General features: G+C 69.8%; 16 protein-coding genes, 1 other RNA gene and 1 pseudogene. 11 read left to right on the top strand and 7 right to left on the bottom strand.

Features of this window, described 5'->3' with window-relative positions; genetic code table 11:
* Window positions 1–41: 41 nt before the first annotated feature.
* Window positions 42–1,097 carry a phospholipase A gene (locus HIR79_RS13360; RefSeq protein ID WP_119020527.1) on the bottom strand — a complete coding sequence of 352 codons (1,056 nt, stop codon included), beginning with the start codon at window positions 1,095–1,097 and terminating at the stop codon, window positions 42–44.
* A 141-nt stretch (window positions 1,098–1,238) separates the two neighbouring features.
* On the opposite strand from HIR79_RS13360, the pseudogene mscK reads away from it, so the two are divergent.
* Window positions 1,239–4,671, top strand: a pseudogene (gene mscK, locus HIR79_RS13355) (mechanosensitive channel MscK).
* Between the two features lie 24 nt (window positions 4,672–4,695).
* Here mscK and HIR79_RS13350 read toward each other — a convergent pair.
* The gene (locus HIR79_RS13350; protein WP_169958736.1) at window positions 4,696–5,463 is read right to left on the bottom strand and encodes a TlyA family RNA methyltransferase; all 768 of its coding nucleotides are present in this window, start codon (window positions 5,461–5,463) and stop codon (window positions 4,696–4,698) included.
* Between the two features lie 182 nt (window positions 5,464–5,645).
* On the opposite strand from HIR79_RS13350, the gene HIR79_RS13345 reads away from it, so the two are divergent.
* Together HIR79_RS13345 and HIR79_RS18420 are read left to right on the top strand one after the other, a co-directional pair.
* A complete protein-coding gene (locus tag HIR79_RS13345) occupies window positions 5,646–7,460 on the top strand; it encodes a cation:proton antiporter (protein WP_211620806.1) in 1,815 nt (604 codons plus the stop codon).
* A gap of 23 nt (window positions 7,461–7,483) precedes the next feature.
* Window positions 7,484–7,642, top strand: coding sequence for a TrkA C-terminal domain-containing protein (locus tag HIR79_RS18420; RefSeq protein WP_249322154.1), 159 nt, complete (start codon window positions 7,484–7,486; stop codon window positions 7,640–7,642).
* Window positions 7,643–7,781: 139 nt separating this feature from the next.
* On the opposite strand, the gene HIR79_RS13340 is transcribed toward HIR79_RS18420, so the two are convergent.
* The 3 genes from HIR79_RS13340 to HIR79_RS13330 all read right to left on the bottom strand — a co-directional run bounded on the left by HIR79_RS13340 (window position 7,782) and on the right by HIR79_RS13330 (window position 11,535).
* Window positions 7,782–8,132: a P-II family nitrogen regulator gene (locus tag HIR79_RS13340; RefSeq protein ID WP_169958735.1), complete on the bottom strand. Its 351-nt coding sequence runs from the start codon at window positions 8,130–8,132 to the stop codon at window positions 7,782–7,784.
* 87 nt (window positions 8,133–8,219) lie between these two features.
* Complete coding sequence (locus tag HIR79_RS13335) at window positions 8,220–10,268, bottom strand: transporter permease (protein WP_169958734.1); 2,049 nt, start codon at window positions 10,266–10,268, stop codon at window positions 8,220–8,222.
* A gap of 43 nt (window positions 10,269–10,311) precedes the next feature.
* On the bottom strand, window positions 10,312–11,535 hold the full coding sequence (locus HIR79_RS13330) for an ATP-grasp domain-containing protein (RefSeq protein WP_169958733.1): 1,224 nt from the start codon (window positions 11,533–11,535) through the stop codon (window positions 10,312–10,314).
* Window positions 11,536–11,783: 248 nt separating this feature from the next.
* Between HIR79_RS13330 and ffs the strand changes: the two genes are divergently transcribed.
* Both ffs and HIR79_RS13320 read left to right on the top strand, forming a co-directional pair.
* Window positions 11,784–11,880: signal recognition particle sRNA small type (ffs, locus tag HIR79_RS13325), an RNA gene on the top strand.
* 157 nt (window positions 11,881–12,037) lie between these two features.
* Complete coding sequence (locus HIR79_RS13320; RefSeq protein ID WP_169958732.1) at window positions 12,038–13,069, top strand: histone deacetylase family protein; 1,032 nt, start codon at window positions 12,038–12,040, stop codon at window positions 13,067–13,069.
* Here HIR79_RS13320 and HIR79_RS13315 read toward each other — a convergent pair.
* Window positions 13,066–14,034 (bottom strand): DNA-binding protein, encoded by a 969-nt coding sequence (locus tag HIR79_RS13315; RefSeq protein ID WP_169958731.1) that lies wholly within the window; start codon window positions 14,032–14,034, stop codon window positions 13,066–13,068. The genes HIR79_RS13320 and HIR79_RS13315 overlap by 4 nt on opposite strands.
* Window positions 14,035–14,264: 230 nt before the next feature.
* Between HIR79_RS13315 and dnaX the strand changes: the two genes are divergently transcribed.
* From dnaX to HIR79_RS13285, 6 genes are all read left to right on the top strand, one after another.
* Window positions 14,265–16,238 carry a DNA polymerase III subunit gamma/tau gene (gene dnaX / locus HIR79_RS13310; protein ID WP_169958730.1) on the top strand — a complete coding sequence of 658 codons (1,974 nt, stop codon included), beginning with the start codon at window positions 14,265–14,267 and terminating at the stop codon, window positions 16,236–16,238.
* Between the two features lie 62 nt (window positions 16,239–16,300).
* On the top strand, window positions 16,301–16,627 hold the full coding sequence (locus tag HIR79_RS13305; protein ID WP_169958729.1) for a YbaB/EbfC family nucleoid-associated protein: 327 nt from the start codon (window positions 16,301–16,303) through the stop codon (window positions 16,625–16,627).
* 2 nt (window positions 16,628–16,629) lie between these two features.
* Window positions 16,630–17,235: a recombination mediator RecR gene (recR, locus tag HIR79_RS13300; protein ID WP_169958728.1), complete on the top strand. Its 606-nt coding sequence runs from the start codon at window positions 16,630–16,632 to the stop codon at window positions 17,233–17,235.
* Window positions 17,236–17,289: 54 nt separating this feature from the next.
* A complete protein-coding gene (rnd, locus tag HIR79_RS13295; protein ID WP_169958727.1) occupies window positions 17,290–18,417 on the top strand; it encodes a ribonuclease D in 1,128 nt (375 codons plus the stop codon).
* On the top strand, window positions 18,414–18,725 hold the full coding sequence (locus tag HIR79_RS13290; RefSeq protein ID WP_119020514.1) for a YcgL domain-containing protein: 312 nt from the start codon (window positions 18,414–18,416) through the stop codon (window positions 18,723–18,725). The genes rnd and HIR79_RS13290 overlap by 4 nt, the downstream gene beginning before the upstream one ends.
* A gap of 186 nt (window positions 18,726–18,911) precedes the next feature.
* A complete protein-coding gene (locus tag HIR79_RS13285; protein ID WP_119020513.1) occupies window positions 18,912–19,358 on the top strand; it encodes a YcgN family cysteine cluster protein in 447 nt (148 codons plus the stop codon).
* A 315-nt stretch (window positions 19,359–19,673) separates the two neighbouring features.
* On the opposite strand, the gene HIR79_RS13280 is transcribed toward HIR79_RS13285, so the two are convergent.
* Entirely contained in the window at window positions 19,674–21,764 is a 2,091-nt protein-coding gene (locus tag HIR79_RS13280) for a S9 family peptidase (protein ID WP_169958726.1), read from the bottom strand.
* Window positions 21,765–21,773 lie beyond the last annotated feature (9 nt).

The following is a 21,773-nucleotide window of genomic DNA, read 5'->3' as shown; positions in this document are numbered from 1 at the left end:
CGCCGCCGGCGGCTTGTCCCGAGTCAGGGGTACGGTCAGGGTCAGCGGGTCATGCTGCCGCCGCTGAACAACGGATTGAGGCTGAAGCCCAGGCTGAGGCGATGATTGCGGTGATCGTAGTCGATCATGCTCTCGCCGTAGCCGTAGTAGTACTGCACATGGCCGCGGATGTTGCCGTTGAACAGCGGCCAGGAGTAGTCGACCTGGGTGCCCATGTTGCCGGCGCTGGGGTTGCCGCGCCACAGCAGGCTGAGCTCGCTGTCGCCCAGGCGTCGGGCCAGGGTGACGTCGCCGTAGCCCATGTAGCGCTCGATGTCGGGGTTGTCGTCCTCGCTCTTGGACTCCGGGATGCGCCAGTGGGGGGCCAGGCTGAAGGCCCAGTCACCGCGTTGGAAGATGCTCTCCACGTAGACCCGGTTCCAGCTGCGCGAGAGCGGGTCGGAGCGGCCGTTGGAGAGATGGTTCAGCGCCAGGCGGTTGCGCACGTTGGTCCAGCCCAGGGCCCGCCAGGCGTTGTCGAAGTTCATGAAGACTTCCGGCTCGTAGTTGGTCTCCCGGAAGGGCGAGGAGGAGTCGGTGTTGTAGGCCTGCCACCAGCTGCGCTGGGTGTAGGCGAAGTAGAGATCACCGGTATCGCCGAACAGCCCTTCGGCCAGGTTGACCTTGGCGCTGAACTGGAACTTCACCTCCACGTCGTTGGGTCCGTTGATGTCGGAGATCTCGCGGAACGCCTCCTTGTTGGGGCTGGCCGTGTAGCTGGCCGGAAAGAGGTAGTTGCGCCGATAGGTGGTGATGGCAAAGGGGTTGCGGCTCGACTCGAGCTCGAGCTGACGGCGCTCGGTGGCCTCCAGGGCGGCCTGCAGGTCCGGGGCGATCGGCTCTACCTCCTCGTCGGCGGGCAGCTCGGCCAGCGTACTCTGCAGCGCCTCGAGCTCCTCGTTGAGCGCCTGGATGCGCGCTTCCAGGGCGACGCGCTCGGCGGCACTGGCGGGCCTGGGCGCCGTTCCCGGGGCGTCGGCCGCCTGCAGCGCGCCGGCATGCAGCAGCAGGGCCAGGGTGGCGCCGGCGAAGGTGGCAGAGCGGGTCAGCGAGGTCATGGGGCGATCCGGGAGAAGAGAGATTCAGACCGCCGTTCTACCACGCCCGGCGGTCAAGTCAACAGCGCACGACCTTGGTTCCACAGGATTGCCATGCTTGCCCCAGGGGCAGAGAATCGAACCTGGCAGATACGTCCGGCAATGAGGTGGCCTGTGGAGAGAGGTGCGGGCGCAAGCCCCGTGAAGAGGGGTATTGCGGGCCGGTGGGGTTGGCTTGTGCTGGCGCTCGTGGCCCTGCTGCTGGTCGCGCTGCAGCCGGCCAGGGCCCAGGCCGATCTGCCGCAGCGCGACGAGGTGGAGGCGCGTCTCGAGGCCGTGACGCCGGCGGAGGGGGAGAGCCCCGGCGCCGCCCAGCGGCGGGAGCTCGAGGCGCTGGAAGAGACCCTCGCCTCCCTGGAAGCGCTGCAGGCGCTGGAGGAGCGCCTGGAGGCCCTGGAGGCGCGGGTGGAGCAGGCGCCTGCCGAGCTGCTGCGTCTGGAGCGCGAGCTTGCCGCCGAGGAGGAGGCCGCGCTGGAACTCTCCGCAGCGGAGCTGGACGACCTGGCGCTGGACGAGCTCGAGCAGCGCCAGCAGGAGGCGGTGATCGAACTGCAGCGGCTGCAGGACCGCCTCGCCGAGGTCAATGCCCAGCTGCTGGCCGCCCAGACACTCCCCGAGCGTGCCCAGCAGGCGATCTCCGAGGCGATGCAGGCGGTGGAGCGTGCCCGGCGCAGCCAGGATGAGCTCGAGGCGCGAGGCCTCCCCGGCGATGACGCCCGACGCCTCCAGAGCCAGGCGGAGCGGCGCCTGGCGGAAGTGACCCTGCTCTTCCATCAGCGCGAGCTGAGCACCAACACTCGGCTGCGCGAGCTCGACCAGCAGCGCCGCGACCTGCTCAACCAGCAGCAGGTGCGCCAGGAGGCAGAGCTCTCGCTGCTGCAGGACGTCATCGACCGCAAGCGGCGCCTGGCCTCGGAGCAGGCCATCGCCGACGCCGCCCGGGACGACCCCCTGCTGGAGGCGGGGCACCCGGTGCTGGAGCGCGCCCAGCAGGTCAACCGCGACCTCAGCCTGGAGCTGCTGCGCGCCAACGACCGTAACAACGCCCTGGTGCGCGAGAGCCTGGCGGTGCGCAGCCAGCTCGACCATGTGCGCCAGCTGCAGCGCAGCCTCAACGAGCAGATCGAGGCGATCCGCGGCTCCATCCTGCTGTCGCGCATCCTGCGCGAGCAGCGCCGCTCGCTGCCCCAGGTGGCGCCGCGCCGGGACCTCCAGGACGAGATCGCCGACCTGCGCCTGCGCCAGTTCGACCTGGTGCGCCAGCGCGACGCCCTGCGCCAGGGGGAGCGGCTGGCCAGCCAGCGCCTGGAGGAGGCCGGTGTGGAGGTCAGCGAGGCCCTGGTGGAGTCGCTGCAGCGGCTCTACCAGTCCCGCCGCGAGCTGGTGGACCGCCTGGAGCAGACCTATGGCAGCCTGCTCAGCGCCGCCGTGGAGCTACAGCTCAACCAGCAGCAGCTGCTCGAGACCTCCCGGGAGCTGCGCGGCACCATCGACGAGCAGCTCTTCTGGGTCGCCAATACCCGTCCGCTGGACCTCGGCTGGGCCCGCCAGCTGCCGGCCAACCTGGTGCTGGAGTGGCAGGAGGGGGAGTGGCGGGAGATCCTGCCGGGAGGGTGGCGTGCACCCTCCATGGCGGCCCTGGCCGGGCTGCCGCTGCTGCTGCTCGCCGCCGGCCTGCTCTGGGGGCGGCGGCGCATCAGAGCGCACCTGGCACGGATCCACGAGCAGATCGGCCGCCTGCGCAGCGATACCCAGCTGCACACGCCCAGGGCGGTGCTGCTCAATGCGCTGCTGGCCCTGCCCGGCCCGCTCGGCCTGGCGGCCCTGGGCGCCGCCCTGCTGGCCGAGAGTGACGGCATCGCCCACGGCCTGGGGCTGGCGGTCCTGCATCTGGCCCTGGCCTGGGGGGGGGGTCGCCTGGGGGCGCCGCCTGCTGGTGCGGGACGGCGTGGCCACCAAGCACTTCTACTGGCCGGCGGAGTACGTGGCCCGCTTGCGCTGGCTGCTGGGCTGGCTGGGCCTGGCCCTGGTGCCGGTGGTGTTGATCGCCACCCTGGCCCGGGACGCCGAGCTGGGGCTGACCCACCGGCCGGTGGCGCTGGGGCTGCTGGTGGCCGGCCTGCTGGGCATGAGCGTGGTGCTGGCGAGGCTGATCCTGGCCCATACCCCCTTCTTCGGGGTCAAGCTCTTCCGGCTGGTACTGGGGCTGGCCATGGCGGCGGTGCCGCTGGTGCTGCTGGGGCTCATCGCGGCGGGCTACGAGTACACCGCCCTGAGCCTGGTGGGTCGCTTCGCCGCCACCCTCTACTTGCTCGGCCTCTGGATCCTGGTGGAGGCCAGCGTGGTGCGGGGCCTGGCCGTGGCCGCTCGCCGCCTGGCCTTCAAGCGCGCCCTGGCCCGGCGCCGGGCCGAGGTCAAGGAGGGCGCCGAGGGGGGGCTCGAGGTGGTCGAGGAGCCCCCCCTGGACATGGAGCAGATCAACCAGCAGTCCCTGCGCCTCTCCAAGCTGATCCTGATGGTGGGCTTCGTGCTGCTACTCTACCTGGTGTGGGCCGATCTGCTCGCCGTGCTCAGCTACCTGGAACGGGTGTCGATCTGGAAGGCCGAGGGCGATGTGGGCAGCGAGCTGGTGACCAGCACGCTGTCGGTGGCCGATATCTTCACGGCGCTGCTGATCTTCGGCTTCACGCTGATCATGGCGCGCAACCTGCCCGGCCTGCTGGAGGTGATGGTGCTGTCGCGGCTGGAGCTCAAGCAGGGCAGCGCCTACGCCATCACCTCGCTGCTCTCCTACACCATCGTCGGCAGCGGCCTGGTGACGGCCCTGGCCACCCTGGGGGTGGCCTGGAGCCAGCTGCAGTGGCTGGTGGCGGCCCTGGGCGTGGGGCTCGGCTTCGGCCTCCAGGCGATCTTCGCCAACTTCGTCTCGGGGCTGATCATCCTCTTCGAGCGGCCGGTGCGCATCGGCGACACCATCACCCTGGGCGCCCTGACCGGCACGGTGAGCAAGATCCGTATCCGCGCCACTACGGTGACCGACTTCGACCGCAAGGAGATCATCATCCCCAACCAGACCTTCATCACCGACCAGCTGACCAACTGGTCGCTCTCCGACACGGTCACCCGGGTGGTGCTCAACTACCGGGTCGCCTACGGCTCCGATCAGGCCCTGGTGCATCGGCTGCTCTACCAGGCCGCCCATGAGAATCCTCGCGTGCTGGCCGACCCCGAGCCCCAGGTCTTCTTCATGGCCTACGGGGAGAGCACCCTGGAGTTCGAGCTGCAGGTCTTCGTCAACGCCCTGGGGGATCGCCTCTTCGCCACCGACGAGCTCAACTGCCGGGTGGGGGAGCTGTTCGCCGAGCACGACATCAATATCGCCTTCAACCAGCTGGAGGTCTGGCTCAAGCGTCCGGGCGAGACCCGCAAGGTCGTGGAGACGGATGGCGAGGACAGGCTGCGCCAGCATCCGCCGCCGGGCAGCCACGGCGACCCGGGTGAGATCGACGTCGGTGACGGCGATAGCGGCCGCTGAGCGGGCGATACCGGCGGCGGCGGGCTACGCCTCGCGCACGGCGTGGAGCAGGAATTCGCGGTTGCCGTCGCCGCCCAGCAGCGGGCTCTCCTGCCAGTGGCGCACCGCGAGCCCGTGCTCGGCGCAGCAGGCACGGATCTTCGCCTCCACCTCGCGGTAGCGGGCGGGGTCGGTGACCAGCCCCCGGGCGTTGACGCTGCCGGGGCCCACCTCGAACTGCGGCTTGACCAGGCTGGCGAGCTCGGCCCCCGGCGCCAGCAGGGCGGCGATCTCGGGTAGGATCAGGCGCTGGGAGATAAAGGAGACGTCCATCACCGCGAGATCCGGCCCCGCGGCGCCCTGGGCGGCCAGGGCCTCCCGCAGGCGGGGCTCGCGGGCCATGGCCCGGGCGTTGAGTCCCTCCAGGCAGGTGACCCGCGGATCCTCGCGCAGGCTCGGGTCGAGCTGGCCGTGGCCCACCTCCACGCCGATCACGTGGCGGGCCCCGTGGGCCAGGGCGCAGTCGGTGAAGCCGCCGGTGGACTGTCCCACGTCGAGCACCAGCTTCCCGGTGAGCTCAAGGCCCAGCGCCTCGATCAACCCCTCGAGCTTCAGCCCCGCCCGGGAGACATAGCGCTCCTCGGGGTCCTCCGCCACCGTCAGCCGGGTATCGTCCGGCAGCTTCTCGCCGGGCTTGGTGAGCACCCGGCCGCTATCGGTCAGGGCGACATGCCCGTGGCGGATCAGCCGCTGGGCGCGGGTGCGGGAGCGGGCCAGGCCCTGGGTGACGAGTAGCTGGTCGAGGCGCTGCATGGCGGTTACCGGGTCGGGGACGGGATTGGGAAAGCAGGGGGGCGTCGCACGGGCGAGCAGTATAGCGCCGGGAATCGCCTCGTGCAGCGCCTCGACCTGTTAGGATATCGGGCGAGAGAACCCTTTACGGGCATGACCTTGAGGGATGCCGCGCGCTCCTCGGACGACCAGGGATAACGGTGATGTTGGAACAGGCGCTGGTACAGATGCTGCTGCTCTTGGGGGCCACGGTGGCCGTGGTGCTGGTCTTCCAGCGCTTCAGGATTCCCCCGAGCCTGGGCTACCTGCTGGTGGGGGTGCTGCTGGGCTCCCATACCGCCGGGCCGGTGGTGGCCGACGAGAATATCCGGGTGATCGCCGAGTTCGGCATCGTCTTTCTGCTCTTCACCATCGGGCTCAGCTTCTCGATGCCCCAGATCTATGCGCTGCGCCACACCATCCTCGGCTTGGGCACGGCCCAGGTGGCCCTGACCACGGCAGTGGTGGGCGGCCTGGCCTGGGCCATGGGGCTGCCCGGTCCGGCGGCCTTCGTGGTGGGGGCGGTGTTTGCCCAGTCCTCTACCACCGTCATCACCAAGCAGCTGATGGAGCAGGGCGAGAGCCAGACTCGCCACGGGCGGCTCGGCACCACCATGTCGGTGTTTCAGGACATCACCGCGGTGCCCTTCGTGGTGGTGATTCCGGTGCTGGGAGTGGCGGCGGCCCAGGAGGTGGCCGGGGCGCTGGGGCTGGCGCTGGCCAAGGCGCTGCTCGCCTTCGTGATCGTGCTGATCTCCGGGCGCCTGCTGCTGCGCCCGCTCTTTCAGCTGGTGGCGGAGCGGCGCTCCGCGGAGCTCTTCACCCTGACGGTGCTCTTCGTCTCCCTGGTGGCGGCCTGGACCACCAAGACCCTGGGGCTCTCCATGGCCTTCGGGGCCTTCCTGGCCGGCATGGTGCTGGCCGACACCGAATTCCGCCACCAGGTGGAGTCGACCATTCGCCCCTTCCGGGACGTGCTGCTGGGGCTCTTCTTCGTCAGCATCGGCATGCTGGTGGAGCCGGCGCTGCTGCCCGAGATCTGGTGGGAGGCGCTGCTCGGCGCCGTGGCGCTGCTGGGTATCAAGCTGCTCCTGGTCACCCTGATTGTGCGCCTCTCCGGCGTGGATCTGCAGACGGCGTTTCGTACCGGCCTGCTGCTGGCGGTGGGTGGCGAGTTCGGCTTCGCCCTGCTGGCCATCGGCCTGGAGGGCGGGGTAATCGCCAGCCAGCCGGCCCAGGTCGTGCTCACCTCGGTGCTCTTCTCGATCATCCTGGCCCCCTTCCTGATCCGCTTCAACCAGCCCCTGGCAAGCTGGCTGTTCGGGCGTCCGGCGCGGCGACCGGATGAGTCGCTGCCGGCGCCTCGCGAGCTCGACGAGCAGGGGCACGTGGTGATCTGCGGGTTCGGCCGCACCGGGCAGACGGTGGCGCGTTTCCTGGAGAGTGAAGGGGTGAACTACGTGGCCCTGGACATGGACCCCTCGATCGTTCGCGAGGCGCGGCTGGCCGGCCAGCCGGTCTATGTCGGCGACTCATCGGATGCCGCCATGCTGGAGAACGTGGGGCTGGAGAGGGCCCGACTGCTGATCATCAGCCACGACGATCGCCCCGCCGCGCTCAAGACCCTTCGCCATGCCTCTCAGTTGAGGACCGGCATTCCCGCCGTGGTGCGCACCCGTGACGAGGGCTCGGTGGCCGAACTGGTTGCCGCGGGGGCCAGCGAGGTCATCCCGGAGACCCTGGAAGCGAGCATGATCCTGACCTCCCACGCGCTCCAGGCGCTGGGGGGTGCCGCTGTATCGGGTAACCCGCCACCTCCAGGAGCAGCGTGCCGGTCACTACCAGATGCTGCGCGAGCTCTTCCGCGGCAGCCTGGACAATATCCAGGACCCGCGCCCGGCAGGCGAGCAGGAACGGCTGCATTCGGTGGTGCTGAGCGGGGGGGAGCCCGGTCATCGGTCAGCGCCTGGCGCAGCTGAATACGGAGGGCGATCAGGTATCGGTGACGGCGCTGGTGCGCGGCGAGCATCGCCAGCGCTATCCCGCGGCGAGCACCGAGGTCCAGGCCGACGATGTACTGGTGCTGCTCGGCACCCAGGACAACCTCGAAAGGGTGGAGCGCCGGCTGACGGGGGCCGGGCGCGCCACCACCGAGGACTAGGCTTTCTCTGAAAAGTCGGTGAGCGAAGGACAGACAAGGCAAAAATCAGCGAAAAGACGGAGTTTACGGGGTGTAAATGAGTACTTTGAGCTGATTCTTAACGCCGTATGGTCGAGCGCAGCCAGTTTTCGGACAGAGCCTAGTCTGTCAGCGGGTGCTCGCGGCTTAGCGCCTTGATGTGCTCGCTGAGCCCCAGTGCCTGGCTCACCTCGAGCTCCAGGGCGATACCGGTGTCGAGGCTCTCGTCCAGCCCGCCGGCATTACTCACGGCCTGCAGCACCTGGCTGGAACGGCGCGCCTCCACCAGGATCAGGATTACGCTGCGGGCGGCCATGAACTCCAGCCCGAAGAAGGTCAGGTGGGGCCTGAGGCCCTGGCCTTGAGCGTTGTTGATGATGGTAGCGCCGGTGGCGCCGGCCTCGCGGGCGGCGTCCAGCACGATATCGGTCTTGTCCTGGTCGACGAAGACCATTAGCAGCTTGAAGTCCATGCGCATCTCCCTGTGTCGCCTGGGGGCGAGCCGGTGGCTCTCAGCTCTCCATTCTGGCAGAGCTCGCCGCGGAAGTCCTGGCCGGCATCAAGGCGTGCCGGCGGGCCCCGCGTCGGCCTGCAGGTCGGTCGGGGGAACCCGGTCGGCGCCCCAGCTGCGGTGGATGGCGCCGATCACCCGGTCGAGCTCCGCCTGGGTGATCTCGGCCAGCTCGCCGCGCTCCAGCGGGTCGTAGTGGAAGATGTAGAGGCGCGAGGCGAACTGCTCGAAGGGCAGCGAGGCCTCCCCCGCGCGCTCACCACAGCCGGCGGTGCTGACCCGGACGCCGTCGCCCCAGTCCTGGCCGCTGTCGTTGTTGGGGTTGTAGAAGTAGACCCGCATCACCTCCGAGGGGTCGAGGTTGACCCGCAGCACGGTGATGGCATGCCAGCCGATGAAGCGCGCCGCGCTGTCGGTGACCGCGATGCCCGCCGGCTGGGGATGGATCAGCGGCTGGTTGCCGTTGTAGTAGGGGTGGTAGCTGGCATAGAAGTGGCGCAGGAAGGTCTCCAGCTCGTGAAGCTGGCCGCTGGCCACGTCGACGTTGATGCGAAAGCCGCGCCCGGACCACCAGCCATGGAACTCCGGGTTGACCCAGCGGTGGGGGTCCCCCTCGCGGCCGATGCAGCGCCGCCCCATCTCGGCATAGATGCGATCCAGGTGGGGCACCACGATCAGCGACACCGGGTCGAGGTCCATGGGCAGGGCCTGGGCGACGCCGCCGCTGCTCTCCATCGAGGAGATCGGCTGGCCCTCGAAGTGCATGATGATCTCGTCGTCGCGGGCCGCCCAGGCCACCATCTGCAGCAGGTAGTCCGGGTCGTTGTAGGCCCACATGGAGAGCGCCCGGGCCGACTGGCAGGTGGGGTTGTTGCCTTGACCCACGCCCAGCGGCTGGCCGAGCATGCAGAGCACCCCCTCGAGCAGCCGCGCCCGCGGCGAGACTGCGTCGCCGAAGGCGAGGTTCAAGCGCGCCTGGGACCACTCCGAGAGCGTCAGGCCCAGCTGGCGCCACATGGCCGGGGCCACCGGGGGCTGATAGAGGATGCCGCGCTCGAGCATCAGCGCCAGGCCGTAGACCGCCTGGGGGGTGGTCGGATGGACCCCGCCACGGATCAGCGCCGAGACCAGCTCCCGGTAGCAGAACAGGCAGTCGCGGCCGGTGGCGGAGAGCCCCAGCGCCTCGGCCAGCAGGTGGTCGCCGTGGTCGATCAGATGGCGCAGCAGCACCGGGTGGTAGGGGGAGACCAGGCCGGTGTCGTGCATCGCCCGGGCGAAGCCGGTGGCCTCACCCTGCAGGGCGGCGCTGTCCATGCTGGACAGCCGCTCCCGGTAGACCTCGAGGCCCGGATCCTCCCGGCAGGCCCGGGTGGGGCCGTAGAGCGAGCTGACCAGGCGGTCGGCGCCCTGGCCGCTGGCGCCCAGCTCGATCTCCGGGTTGGCCTGGCAGATGGCGATCTGGGTGATCATCGCCTTGACCGGCTCCACCTGGATCGGGCGCTGCTGCAGGATGCGCCAGATCTCGTCGATCAGCCGGTCGATGATGTGCTCGTAGCCGATGCGTTCGGCCAGGTGCCGGAACAGGTGGCGGGGAATGGCGGCCAGCCGCCCCTGGGTCTCGCGCTCGGCCTCGCTGGGGGCACCGAACAGCAGCCAGAGATTGATCGCCATCACCTGGGTCAGGTAGTGGTGGGCCTGCTCGGCGGAGATCTGAGCGTGAAGATAATCGCCCTTGGCCACGGCCAGCAGGCGCAGTTCGCTGAGCGCCTCGATCACCACCATGTTGGGATCGGGGCTCTTGAGCGCATGGGTGGTCAGCGAGGGGACCAGGTACTGGGGGGTGGCCCAGTCGGAGCCGAGGAAGACCCCGGCCTCCTCGAGGGCCGGGGCGCGGGCCTCGAGGGCGGCGGCACCGCCCTCCTGAAGCAGCACCCGTCGTGCGGTATCCATCACCCGCGGCAGCTTGCCGGGCTTGGCGAACTCCCGGGCAGCGGCCAGCAGGCCGATCGCCTCGTCCAGTTTCTCGCAGAGGCCAGCGAGCCGGTCGTTGGCCTCGGGAGCTGCGCTCGTGTCTTGCGTCTGTCGGTGCGTGGTCACGCCGACTCCTTGTCGTCAGGCTGTCATGTCCATGACGCCTGCATTAGACATAGAAATCAAGCTCTTCCATATGCTTGAGCAGTTCCTTCATGCGCGCCGCCTCATCGCCCTTGAAGTAGATCAGGCCCCAGTGGGTCCCGAAGGCGGTGCGCTTGGTGACGGTCTCCTCGACGGGCGGGGTGAGCTCGTGGGACTCGAAGTAGGGGTCGTCCTCGACCTCCTCGGGAATCTCCAGCTTGCTGACCACGCGGCGGCGAGGATAGACCCCGAAGCAGCCCGCATAGCCGTCGGCGTCCACTACCTCCTTCGGGAAGAAGGCGGCGATCTCCTCCGGGGTGCTCTTCGGGTCGAACACCAGCATGGAGGCCTGGTAGGCGTTGAAGCCATAGACCCGCTCGAGCAGCTCGAACACCTTGAAGCCCGGCGGACGATAGGCGACCTCGCCGAAGTACATCTCGCCGTCGCTGGTGACGAAATACTCGGGGTGGATCAGGCCGAACTCGATGTCGAAGGCCTTGATCAGCTTCTCGATCTGGGCGGTGATCTGGGGGCGATAGTGCTCGAGCTCCGGGGAGGCGGGCACGAACACCGAGTAGCCCAGGGTCACGTACTCGGAGATGTTGAGGAAGGCGATCTTGCCGTCGTGGATCCACGCCTCCACGGCGAACTCCCAGCCGTCCAGGTGCGACTCCATCAGCACCGGGAACTCCTCGTCGGGGATGGTATCGACCTCGTCCGGGGTGCGGATGACCCGGTGGCCCAGGCAGCCGGCCTTGTCGAAGGCCTTGAGGTGGATCGGGTCGTTGGGGTCGCCGTCGAGCTTGAGCAGGGTCTGGTTGACCCGCTTGAGGAAACGCACGACGTCCTCCTTGTCGTGGGCCTCCTCGAAGATGCCCACGCGGATACCGCCGAGCTGGGCGCGGCGCTTCATCAGGGCCTTGTCGCGCAGCAGCAGCGACTGGCCATAGAGCCGCGGGTTGTCGAGCAGCACCGAGTTGATGGCGCCGGCCCACTCCACGGTCTCCTCGAACAGCGGAATAGCGACGTCGACCTTCATCTCCTGGAGGGTGTGGGCGATCTCCAGTGAGCGGTCATTGAGGCGTTCGAAGTTCCAGGGCACATAGGGGATGTCGTGCTTCTGGCAATACTCCTCCGCCCATTCGGGGGCAACCACCACGTAGCGTCGGTCGAAGTTCTCGGCGGCTTCGATGGCGTTCAGGCTCCAGCCCAGCAGGGCGATATAGCCCTTGTTCGGATCCTTTTTCATGGGGTGCCTCCAGATGTGGCGGTGGATGTCCCCGGGCGGACAGTGCTGCCGTCGCCCCGGGGTGAAAGTGCTTTCCACGATACAGCAACGCTAGGCGAGGTTCATCCCGGTCTGCCGGGAGCGCGCCCCTTGCCGGCAGGCCCCGGCATTGGTATAGTGCGCCCGCACTCGGCAAGGCGTTGATTGCCAACGCTCCAGGCGCCGAGTCATCGACGTTGAAACAGCATGACGTCGCGCTGTGGTGGCCCCGTCGGTCCTCCCGCAACGCTAAGCCGCAAACCCCGCCAGGCCCGGAAGGGAGCAACGGTAGTGGTGGTCGCGTGTGCCGGGATGTGGCTGTCGGGGCCGCCTCCATTTCTGGCCTGTCTCTCCATTTCTGGCCTGTCCCGCCTGTTCTGCCTTCCTTCTGCAGTGCGCTTTCCGGATACTATAGGCGTCCCACCCGGGCGCGGCATCGTCGCGCCTGGGCGGCGGCATTGACCCCTGTTTCCGGGAGGATCCCATGCGACTCTATCACTCCGAGACCACCAAGGTGCGCCGGGCGCAGACCGAGCTCCACGACGGCGCCCTGGTGACCCCCTTCGAATGCCCCGATCGGGTCGACCTGGTGCTGGCGGGGCTCGAGGCGCGGGGCCTCGGCGAGGTGTGCGCGCCGCACGACCATGGCCTGGCGCCGGTGCTGGCGGTGCATGATCGCGACTATGTCGCCTTCCTGGAGCACTGCTGGACGGAGTGGCAGGCGGCGGGTCATGCGGGCGAGGCGATTCCCAACATCTGGCCGGCGCGCACCCTGCGTGGCGACCGGATCCCCGACAGCGTGGCCGGCCGGCTGGGCTACTACGCCCTGGCCTGCGAGACTTCGATCTGCGCCGGCACCTTCGAGGCCGCCATGGCCAGCAAGGATGTCGCGGTCTCGGCGGTGGATCACGTGCTGGAAACCGGCAGGCCGGCCTTCGGGCTGTGCCGCCCGCCGGGCCACCACGCCGCCAGCGACCAGTTCGGCGGCTACTGCTTCTTCAACAATGCCGCCATCGCCGCCCAGCGGGCGCTGGATGCCGGCCGCCGGCGAGTGGCGGTGCTCGACGTGGACTTCCACCACGGCAACGGTACCCAGCAGATCTTCTACGCCCGGGACGATGTGCTGGTGGCCTCGATCCACGGCGACCCGGCGGTGACCTTTCCCTACTTCCTGGGCTACGCCGACGAGCGCGGGGAAGGGGCCGGGGAGGGCTGCAACCTCAACCTGCCCCTGCCGCCCGGCACGACCTTGACGCGCTGGGTGGCGGCGCTGGACGAGGCCCTGGGCTGGATCCGCGAGGGGGATTGCGAGCTCCTGGTGGTCTCGCTGGGGGTGGATACCTTCGCCGGCGACCCGATCAGCGCCTTCCGCCTGGAAAGCGATGACTTCCTCGAGGTCGGACGTCGGCTGGCCGGTCTCGGACTGCCGACGGTGTTCCTGCTGGAGGGCGGCTATGCGGTGGAGGAGATCGGCGTCAATGTCGCCAAGGTGCTGAGCGGGTTCTCGCTGGGCTAGTCCCGTTCTCGCTCGCCCTGGGGGCGCAGGCTGCGCTGACGCTGCTGTACCTGCATGGCATCCATGCGTGACTTGAGGGCGGCCTGGGTGGCCTGCAGTGCCTCGGCGCGGATCTCGGCCTTGGAAGCTCGCTGGGCCGCCTCCTGGGCCTGTTTCTGGGCCTCGTGTCGGGCCCGCTCCAGGGCATCCAGGCGCTGCTTCTGTTCATTTCGCATCTCGGCGACCTCCTGGCGCTGGCGGCCGCGCTCGGCCTGCAGCTCCTTGGCGAGATCGGCGAGCTGTTCGGTCTTCTCGCGAACCTGGGCCAGGGCGCTGTCGCGCTGGGCCTCGGCCACGGCCTGGCTGCGCTCCGCCTTGATGCGTTCGGCCTCCGTGTCCCGGGCCTGGCGCTCGGCGGCGAGCCTTGCCTGGACGGCCTCCTCGAGCTGTTCGCGCAGCATCTCCACCTGCTGCTGGGTCTGCACCAGCCCCTCGCGATGGGTGCGGGCCTCGCGCTGTTCGACCTCCAGGTTCTCGCGCAGCTCCTCGAGCGCCGCCTGGAGCTCGTCGCGGCGGGAGAGCGCCTGCTCCGCGGCACTCTCGGCGCTGGCCAGTCGTGTTTCCATCTCGGCCAGGCGGCGTTCCATGGCCTCGCCAAGCTCGGCCAGGGTGGCGGCATCGCTGCGGGCCTCCTCGGCCAGCTGCTCGCCCCGGGAGAGGGCGTCGCCGGCGTGGCGGGCGAGCTCCTCCTCCAGCGCCGCGATCAATGCCTCCGGCAGCCGGGCAGCGGGGGGCGTCGGCGCCGGGCGGGCGGCGCGCCAGGCGGTCAGGTGGCGCTGGATGCGGTTGGGTGAGCCGGCGCCCAGGTGTTCGCAGACCCGCTGCAGGGTGGGTTCCGCCCCGCGCCCCTCGAGGTTCTCGGCGGCGGCGGCGACCTGCTCGAAGGAAATCTCCACCGGGGGCGGTGCGGAAGGCTGTCGGCTCATGGTCTCATCCCTGTTCGAAGCGCGCTTGGGTGTCATTCCGGCCGAGCCTACCACAGCCGGAGGCCGGCGCAGAGGCCGCAGCCCGCTTCCCGGGGCGCACGGGTCGCCTTGCTTTCCGCGGCCGGCCCCAGTCGCTAGAATGGACGATCCTGTCGGGCTTCGGGCGCCGATCAATGTTCCGGGCGCCGGCATCTCGCCGACATCCGACCACCGCAAGGATTCCGCGCTGCATGAGCTATCAGGTTCTGGCCCGCAAGTGGCGGCCGCGTACCTTCCACGAACTGGTGGGCCAGGAGCACGTGCAGCGTGCGCTGGTCAACGCCCTCGACCAGGGGCGGCTGCATCACGCCTACCTGTTCACCGGCACCCGTGGGGTCGGCAAGACCACCCTGGCGAGGATCCTGGCCAAGTGTCTCAACTGCACGGCCAGGGGGCACGGTGATGAGGGCATCACCTCGACCCCCTGCGGCGAGTGCGCCAGCTGCGTGGCCATCGATGAGGGGCGCTTCGTCGACCTGATCGAGGTGGACGCCGCCTCGCGCACCAAGGTCGAGGACACCCGCGAGCTGCTCGACAACGTGCAGTACGCACCGACCCAGGGGCGCTACAAGGTCTACCTCATCGACGAGGTGCACATGCTCTCCACCAGCAGCTTCAATGCGCTGCTCAAGACCCTGGAAGAGCCGCCGCCCCACGTGAAGTTCCTGCTGGCCACCACCGACCCGCAGAAGCTGCCCGCCACGGTGCTGTCGCGTTGCCTGCAGTTCACCCTCAAGCACATGCCCCCCGAGCGCATCGTTGGCCACCTGGCCAAGGTGCTCGAGGCCGAGTCGGTGCCCTTCGAGGAGAGCGCCCTGTGGCTCCTGGGCCGCGCCGCCGAGGGCTCCATGCGCGATGCCATGAGCCTCACCGACCAGGCCATCGCCTTCGGCCAGGGGCGGGTGCAGCATGCCGACGTCGCGGCCATGCTCGGCACCCTCGATCAGCGCCACGTGCTGGCGCTGGTCGAGGCCCTGGCCGAGGTGGATGCCGCCAGGGTACTGGCCGAGGTGGCGGCGCTGGCCGAGCGCGCCCCCGATTTCGCCGCCGTGCTCGATGAGCTCACCGCGGTGCTGCATCGCCTGGCCATCGCCCAGATGGTGCCCGACGCCCTGGACAACGCCCATGGCGACCGCGAGGCGCTGCTGGCCCTTGCCGCACGCTTCACCGCCGAGGACGTGCAGCTCTACTACCAGATCGGCATCCAGGGGCGGGGCGACATGGAGCACGCCCCGGATCTGCGCACCGCGCTGGAGATGACCCTGCTGCGCATGCTGGCCTTCCGCCCCCAGGGGGTGCCGGCGCCGGCGAAGACGCCGCTGCCGCTGCGCGGCGCGGGGGAGGGCGGCAGCGGAGCCGCGGGCCCGGGTGCCGGCACGCTCACGCCACCTTCGCCGCCGCCGGCCGCTCCTGCCCAGGCGAGCGCTCGACCCGAAGAACCGCGTGAAGCGCCCGCTGCCGCAACGCCGCCGGAACCGGCGCCTCCGCCCCCGGTGGCGCCGGCCGTGTCGGCACCGGCAGGCGCGCCGCCGACCCCGGAGCCCCCGCCCTGGGAGGAGGCCGCCCCTGCGCCCGCTGCCTACGCCGCCGAGCAAGCGTCGAGTCCCGCCCCCGAGCCGCCTCGGGAGGCCGTGGCGCCCGAACCGGCGCCCGAACCGGCGCAGGAGCCCCCCGCCGAGCCGGCTGCGGTCGAGTCTCAGTCCGAGCCCCAGCCCCAGCCAGAGCCCCCGCGCGCCGAGCCGGCACCGGCCATGGCCGGCCTGTTCGGCCACGCCGACTGGCTGGCCTGCTTCGAGTCCCTGGGGCTGGGCGGCCTGACGCGCAATCTGGTGGCAAACTGCGTGGTGGAGCACGATGACGGCCAGGTGCTCCGGCTGCGCCTCGACCCGGCGCTCTCCGCCATGCGGGCCGACATCCATATCGAGCGCACGCAGCAGGCTCTGGCCGAGCACGGCGTGGTGCGGCGCCTGGTGGTCGAGGAAGGGGTGCTGCCCGAGCAGGTCGAGACGCCCCGCCTGCAGGCCGAGCGCCTGGCCGCCGAACGCCACGCCGAGGCGGTGGCCGCGCTCAAGCGCGACCCCAACGTACAGAAGCTCGAGCAGGCCTTCGGGGCCCGCCTGATCGAATCCACGGTCAAGCCGGCCGAAGCGCGGGCCGGCTCATGAACGCCGCGTTCGGCGCGGCGTCATAACCACGATCCGTCATATCACCACAGAGAGGACTCACCATGTTCAAGGGTGGAATGGGCAACATCATGAAGCAGGCCCAGGAGATGCAGGAGAAGATGCAGCGCGCCCAGGAGGAGATCGCCCGCGCCGAGGTGCAGGGCGAGGCGGGCGCGGGCATGGTCAAGATCACCATGAACGGCCGCCATGACGTCAGCAAGGTCGACATCGACCCGAGCGTCATGGAGGAGGACAAGGAGCTGCTCGAGGATCTGCTGGCTGCCGCCGTCAACGACGCCGTGCGCAAGGTCGAGGCCAACTCCAAGGCCAGGATGGAAGAGATTACCTCGGGCATGAATCTGCCGCCGGGCTTCAAGATGCCCTTCTGACGATGAGCTTCTCCCCCCTCGTCGAGAAACTGATGGAGTCGCTGCGGGTGCTGCCCGGTGTCGGGCCCAAGACCGCCCAGCGCATGGCCATGCACCTGCTCGAGCGCGACCGCGATGGCGGCCGTCGCCTGGCCGCGGTGCTCGATGAGGCGCTGGAGCGGGTCGGCTACTGCCGGCGCTGCCGCACCCTCACCGAGGAGGAGATCTGCGCGCTGTGTGAGAGCGCGCGGCGCGACGACACCCTGCTCTGCGTCGTGGAGTCCCCCGCCGACCAGCTCGCCATCGAGGAGGCGGGGGGCTTTCGCGGGCGCTACTTCGTGCTGCACGGCCACCTCTCGCCGCTGGACGGCATCGGCCCCGAGGACATCGGCCTCGACCAGCTCGAGGCACGGGTGGCCGAGGGAGGCATCGAGGAGATGATTCTCGCCACCAACCCCACCGTGGAGGGCGAGGCCACCGCCCATTACATCGCCGCCCAGCTCGCTCCCTACGGCATCCGCCTGTCGCGCCTCGCCTATGGCGTGCCCATGGGCGGTGAGCTCGAATACGTGGATGGCGGCACCCTGAGCCGCGCCTTCAACGGCCGCCTGCCGTTCTCGGGCGACTGACCCCGTTGCCCGACGTTTCCCGACCCTGATGCTTCCCGACCTGCCGGAACCCCCATGCCCCTGACCCCCGAAATACGCTGGATCGATACCCCCGAGGCCCTGGACGCCGCCTGCGCCGAGGTGGCCGACGCCGATGTGATCGCGCTGGACACCGAGTTCTTCCGCGAGAACACCTTTTATCCGGTGCCGGCGCTGATCCAGTTCTCCACCGGCGGCCCGGCCTGGCTGGTCGACCCCCAGGCGGTGGCCTGCACCGACGCCTTCCGCCGGCTGCTGGCCGAGGGGCCGCTGAAGCTGCTCCACGCCGCCAGCGAGGACCTCGAGGTCTTCGCCGGTTGGGCCGGCGTCACCCCCTCGCCGCTGGTGGACACCCAGCTGGCCCAGGGCCTGCTGGGCGAGAACCCGGGCATGGGCTACCAGAAACTGGTCGAGCACTGGACCGGCCACACCCTGCCCAAGGACGAGACCCGCTCCGACTGGCTCAAGCGCCCGCTCTCCGAGACCCAGCAGGCCTACGCGGCCCTGGACGTGATCTACCTGATCGAAGTGTGGCACCAGCAGCGAGAGTCGCTGGAGCGCCACGGCCGCCTGGCCTGGCTCATGGACGACTGCGCCGAGCTGGTGGCCCAGGCGGGGCGCAACGGCGAGGCCGACGCCCAGTGGTACCTGCGCCAGCGCCAGCTGTGGCGCCTGACCCCGCGTCAGGTCGAGGCCTACCGCCGCCTGACCACCTGGCGGGAGGGAGAGACCCGGGCGCGCAACCTGCCGCGAGGCTGGCTGGTCCACGACCGGGTGCTCTATGCCATCGCCGAGGCGCTGCCCGAGAATCGCTTCGAGCTGGCCCGCATCGAGGACGTCAAGCCGAGCCTGATCAAGCGCGACGGTGATACCCTGCTGGCGCTGGTGGCCGAGGCGCGTCACCTGGACGACGCCGCGCTGCCGCCGGCCCAGCCATCCCCCATGGCGCCGGAGTTCAAGCGGGTGCTCAAGGCGCTCAAGAAGGTGGTCAACGTCGAGGCCGAGGCCCAGGGTCTGGCGCCGGAGGTGCTGCTGCGCCGCCGGGACCTGGAGGCCCTGGTCATCGCCCATCTGGAACATGAACCGCTGCCGCTGCCCTCGGGCTGGCGTGGCGAGCGACTCAACGCGGGCCTGATCCGGGCCCTGGAGGAACAGCCCCGATGAATGACGATCGGATGCGCGGCGACAAGCTGCTGTGCGAGGTCTTCAAGAGCCCCCGCATGGACGAGATGTATCTCTACGTGGACAAGCGCGAGGGGGTTTCCCGGGTGCCCGAGCCGCTGCTCGAGCGCTTCGGCAAGCCGGTGCCGTCGCTGACCCTGATCCTCACCGCCGACAAGCGCCTGGGCCGCGCCCAGGCCGCCGACGTCATGGCGGCGATCCGCGAGAAGGGCTTCTACCTGCAGATGCCCCCCGCCAAGGAGGAGTACCTCCTCGATCTCTACCGCACCCCCACCGAGGCGCGTTATTGAGCTGGCTGAGCCTGGCAGTCACTGCCGGTGGGAAGGGGCGTCGGGGGCAAGCCGAAGAGGAGGTCCTATGCCAGGGACGGCATCGGTAGCGTACAGGGAGGTATTCACAGCGCCTCTCTCGCAGGCTTGTCCCCGGACCAGCCCCGTCGTCGCTTCTGCAAGATGGCAGGACAAACGGGAGACGTCATGAGAGAACGATTCTGGGAGCAGTACCCCCTCGAGGAGCTGACCGCCGAGGAGTGGGAGGCGCTGTGCGACGGCTGCGGCCAGTGCTGCCTGCTTAAGTTCCAGGATGACGAGAGCGGCGAACTGGCGGTGCTCAACCTGGCCTGCGAGCTGCTGGATCTCCACAGCTGCCGCTGCAGCGACTACGAGCACCGCCTCGAGCGGGTGCCGGAGTGCACCCGGCTCACGCCGGAACTGATCGACCAGTTCCGCTGGCTGCCCCACTCCTGCGCCTACCGCCGGGTGGCGGAGGGGCGCAAGCTGGCCCGCTGGCATCCGCTGCTCTCCGGCGACCCGGAGCGGGTCCACCGCAAGGGCATCAGCGTGCGCAGCTTCGCCGTCACCAGTCGCGGGGTCCCCGAGGAGGAGTACGAGGACCATATCATCGCGGTGATTCCGATCGATTGATCCTGCCAGGAGAAGAGCTGCTGTAGCCTCTCAAGCCTTGAGGCTACTGGTGGGGGCGGGATCACCTCCAGGACTTCAATCCACTGGTGGGAGATCGGCTCCGCCGGGCGAATGGCGGCGAAGCCGCCCCGGCGGGGTTGTCGGCATTGGCGCATACCGCCCAGGAGCCCTTCGGTCTCCATTCGCCGGGCGGAGCCCAGCCCCCACACAACCCAGCGCTTCGCCCCGCGGAGCGTGGCTTGCATGTTGAAAGCGAGCGGGGCAGGTCTTGTGTTCAGGAGCAGTTAATGCTGGCGGGAGATGCCATGTGGACCCTTATGCCTCGCGGTTTTCCATTCCCAGCGCCCAGAGGATATAGGCGTCCTGGCGGGCGCCGTCGTGCCATGCCTTGAAGCGTCCCGAGGCACCGCCGTGGCCGGCGGCCATGTCGGTGCGCAGCAGCACGGGGCCGCGAGCGGTGCCGAGCTCCGTCAGCCGCGCGTAGAGCTTGGCGGGCTCCCAGTAGGGCACCCGCGTATCGTGCCAGCTGCCCTGCAGGAACATGGTCGGGTAGGGGGCCGCGGCCAGGTTGTCCAGCGGCGAGTAGGCGCGGATGCGCTTGCGGGCGTCGGGTTCGTCGGGATTCCCCCACTCGGTGTACTCGGCGGTGGTCAGCGGCAGGTCGGGGTTCTCCATGGTGCGCAGCACGTCCACGAAGGGCACGTCGAGCACCGCCGCACAGAACGCCTCCGGCGCCAGATTGAGGCTGGCGCCCACCAGCAGGCCGCCGGCACTGGCCCCGTAGGCGGCGATGCGCTCGTCGTCGCTGATGCCGTGCTCCACCAGGCAGTCCCGGGCGGCGAGGAAGTCCCGGAAGCTGTTGGCCTTGTGCTCCAGCTTGCCGGCCAGGTACCAGGGCTCGCCGCGATCGCCGCCGCCGCGCACATGGGCCACGGCGAAGGCCGCGCCGCGGGCCAGCAGCTCCAGGCGCGCCACGGAGAACCAGGGGTCGAGCACCTCGCCGTAGGCGCCGTAGCCGTAGAGCAGCGTCGGCAGCGGGTGGCCCGCCAGGTCGGCGCGCATCACCACCGAGACGGGGATGCGCTCGCCGTCGTGGGAGGTCGCCCACAGCCGCTCGCAGGCGAGCTCTTCGGGCGCCAGGTCGCCGTGGATCGGCTGCTGCTTGAGCAGGGTGCGCTCGCCGCTGTCCAGGTCGTGCTCGATCCAGGTCACCGGCAGCACGAAGGACTCCTCGCGCAGGCGCAGGCGGCGCTGGTCGAAGTGGGGCGCATCGCCCAGCGCCAGGCTGCAGGGCGTCTCCGGCAGCGGCAGGCGCTCGTCCCGGGTGAGGCGATGCCCGGCATCGAACTCCATCACCCTGAGCCTGACCTGGGCCTCCTCATGGTCGCGCTCGGTGATCACCAGCCCCCAGGCGAAGGCGTCGACCCCCTCCAGGGTGTCCTCGTCGCGGTGGGGAATCAGCGGCTGCCAGCGGTCGGCGTCGGCGGCGGCATCCAGTTGCGCCTCGTCGATCACGTCGAGGCGGAAGTGAGGAGCCTCGCGGTTGTGGAGCAGGTAGAAGTGGCCGGGCCGGTGGTCCAGGGAGAGCTCCACGCCGCTCTCCCGGGGGTGGAAGCAGCGTGGGGGAGTGGCCGGCGCCCGGGCCGGAATCAGGTAGCTCTCGCTGGTGTCCTTGGAGGCGCTCTCCAGCACCAGCCACTCCCGGGAGCGGGTCTTGCCGAGCCCCAACCAGAACTCCGGGTCCTCCTCGCGCAGCACCAGCGCAGGCTCACTCGCCACGCCCTCGGCCAGCGCCAGGCGCCAGACGCTCTCGGGGCGCTGGGTGGCATCGTAGCGGGTGAAGAACAGGGTAGCGTTGTCCTCGGCCCAGGTGAGCTCGGGGCCGATGCCCTCCAGCAGGCGCACCGGCTCGCCATCGGGGAGCCGGGCCAGGAAGAGGTCGAACATCTCGTCCCCGGTGGTGTCCTCGGTCCAGGCGAGCCAGCGCTCGTCGGGAGAGAGGGCCATGTCGCCGAGCTCCAGGAAGTCGTGGTCGGCGGCGCGGGCCTCGAGATCCAGGAAGGGTGCGGCACGGTCCGGCTTGCCGTTGGGGTGGCGCCACCATACCGGGTAGTCGGCCTCGGCGGCGGTCTCGCTCCAGTAGGTGTAGTGGTCCAGCGGGGAGCGCAGACCGTGCACGGCCAGCTCGCGGCGGGCCAGGTGGCCGTGGTAGAGCCGCTCCACCAGGTCGTCCAGGGGGGCAAACCAGGCGGCGAACTCGGCGTTGGCCGCCTCGAGGAAGTCGGCGACCGCCGGCTCCTCGCGGTTCTCCAGCCAGTGCCACTCGGGGTCCTCCGGACGACGGAAGCGGGCCACCGGGGAGTCGGTGGCCGGGCTGTCGGGGCGATGCGGCGGCTGTGCTTTCATGGTGGGAGA

The organism is Halomonas sp. PGE1 (assembly GCF_013000985.1).
Lineage (GTDB): Bacteria > Pseudomonadota > Gammaproteobacteria > Pseudomonadales > Halomonadaceae > Halomonas > Halomonas alkalicola.
The sequence above is the reverse complement of the archived record's forward strand: the minus strand, read 5'-3'. Positions and strand labels throughout refer to the sequence as shown.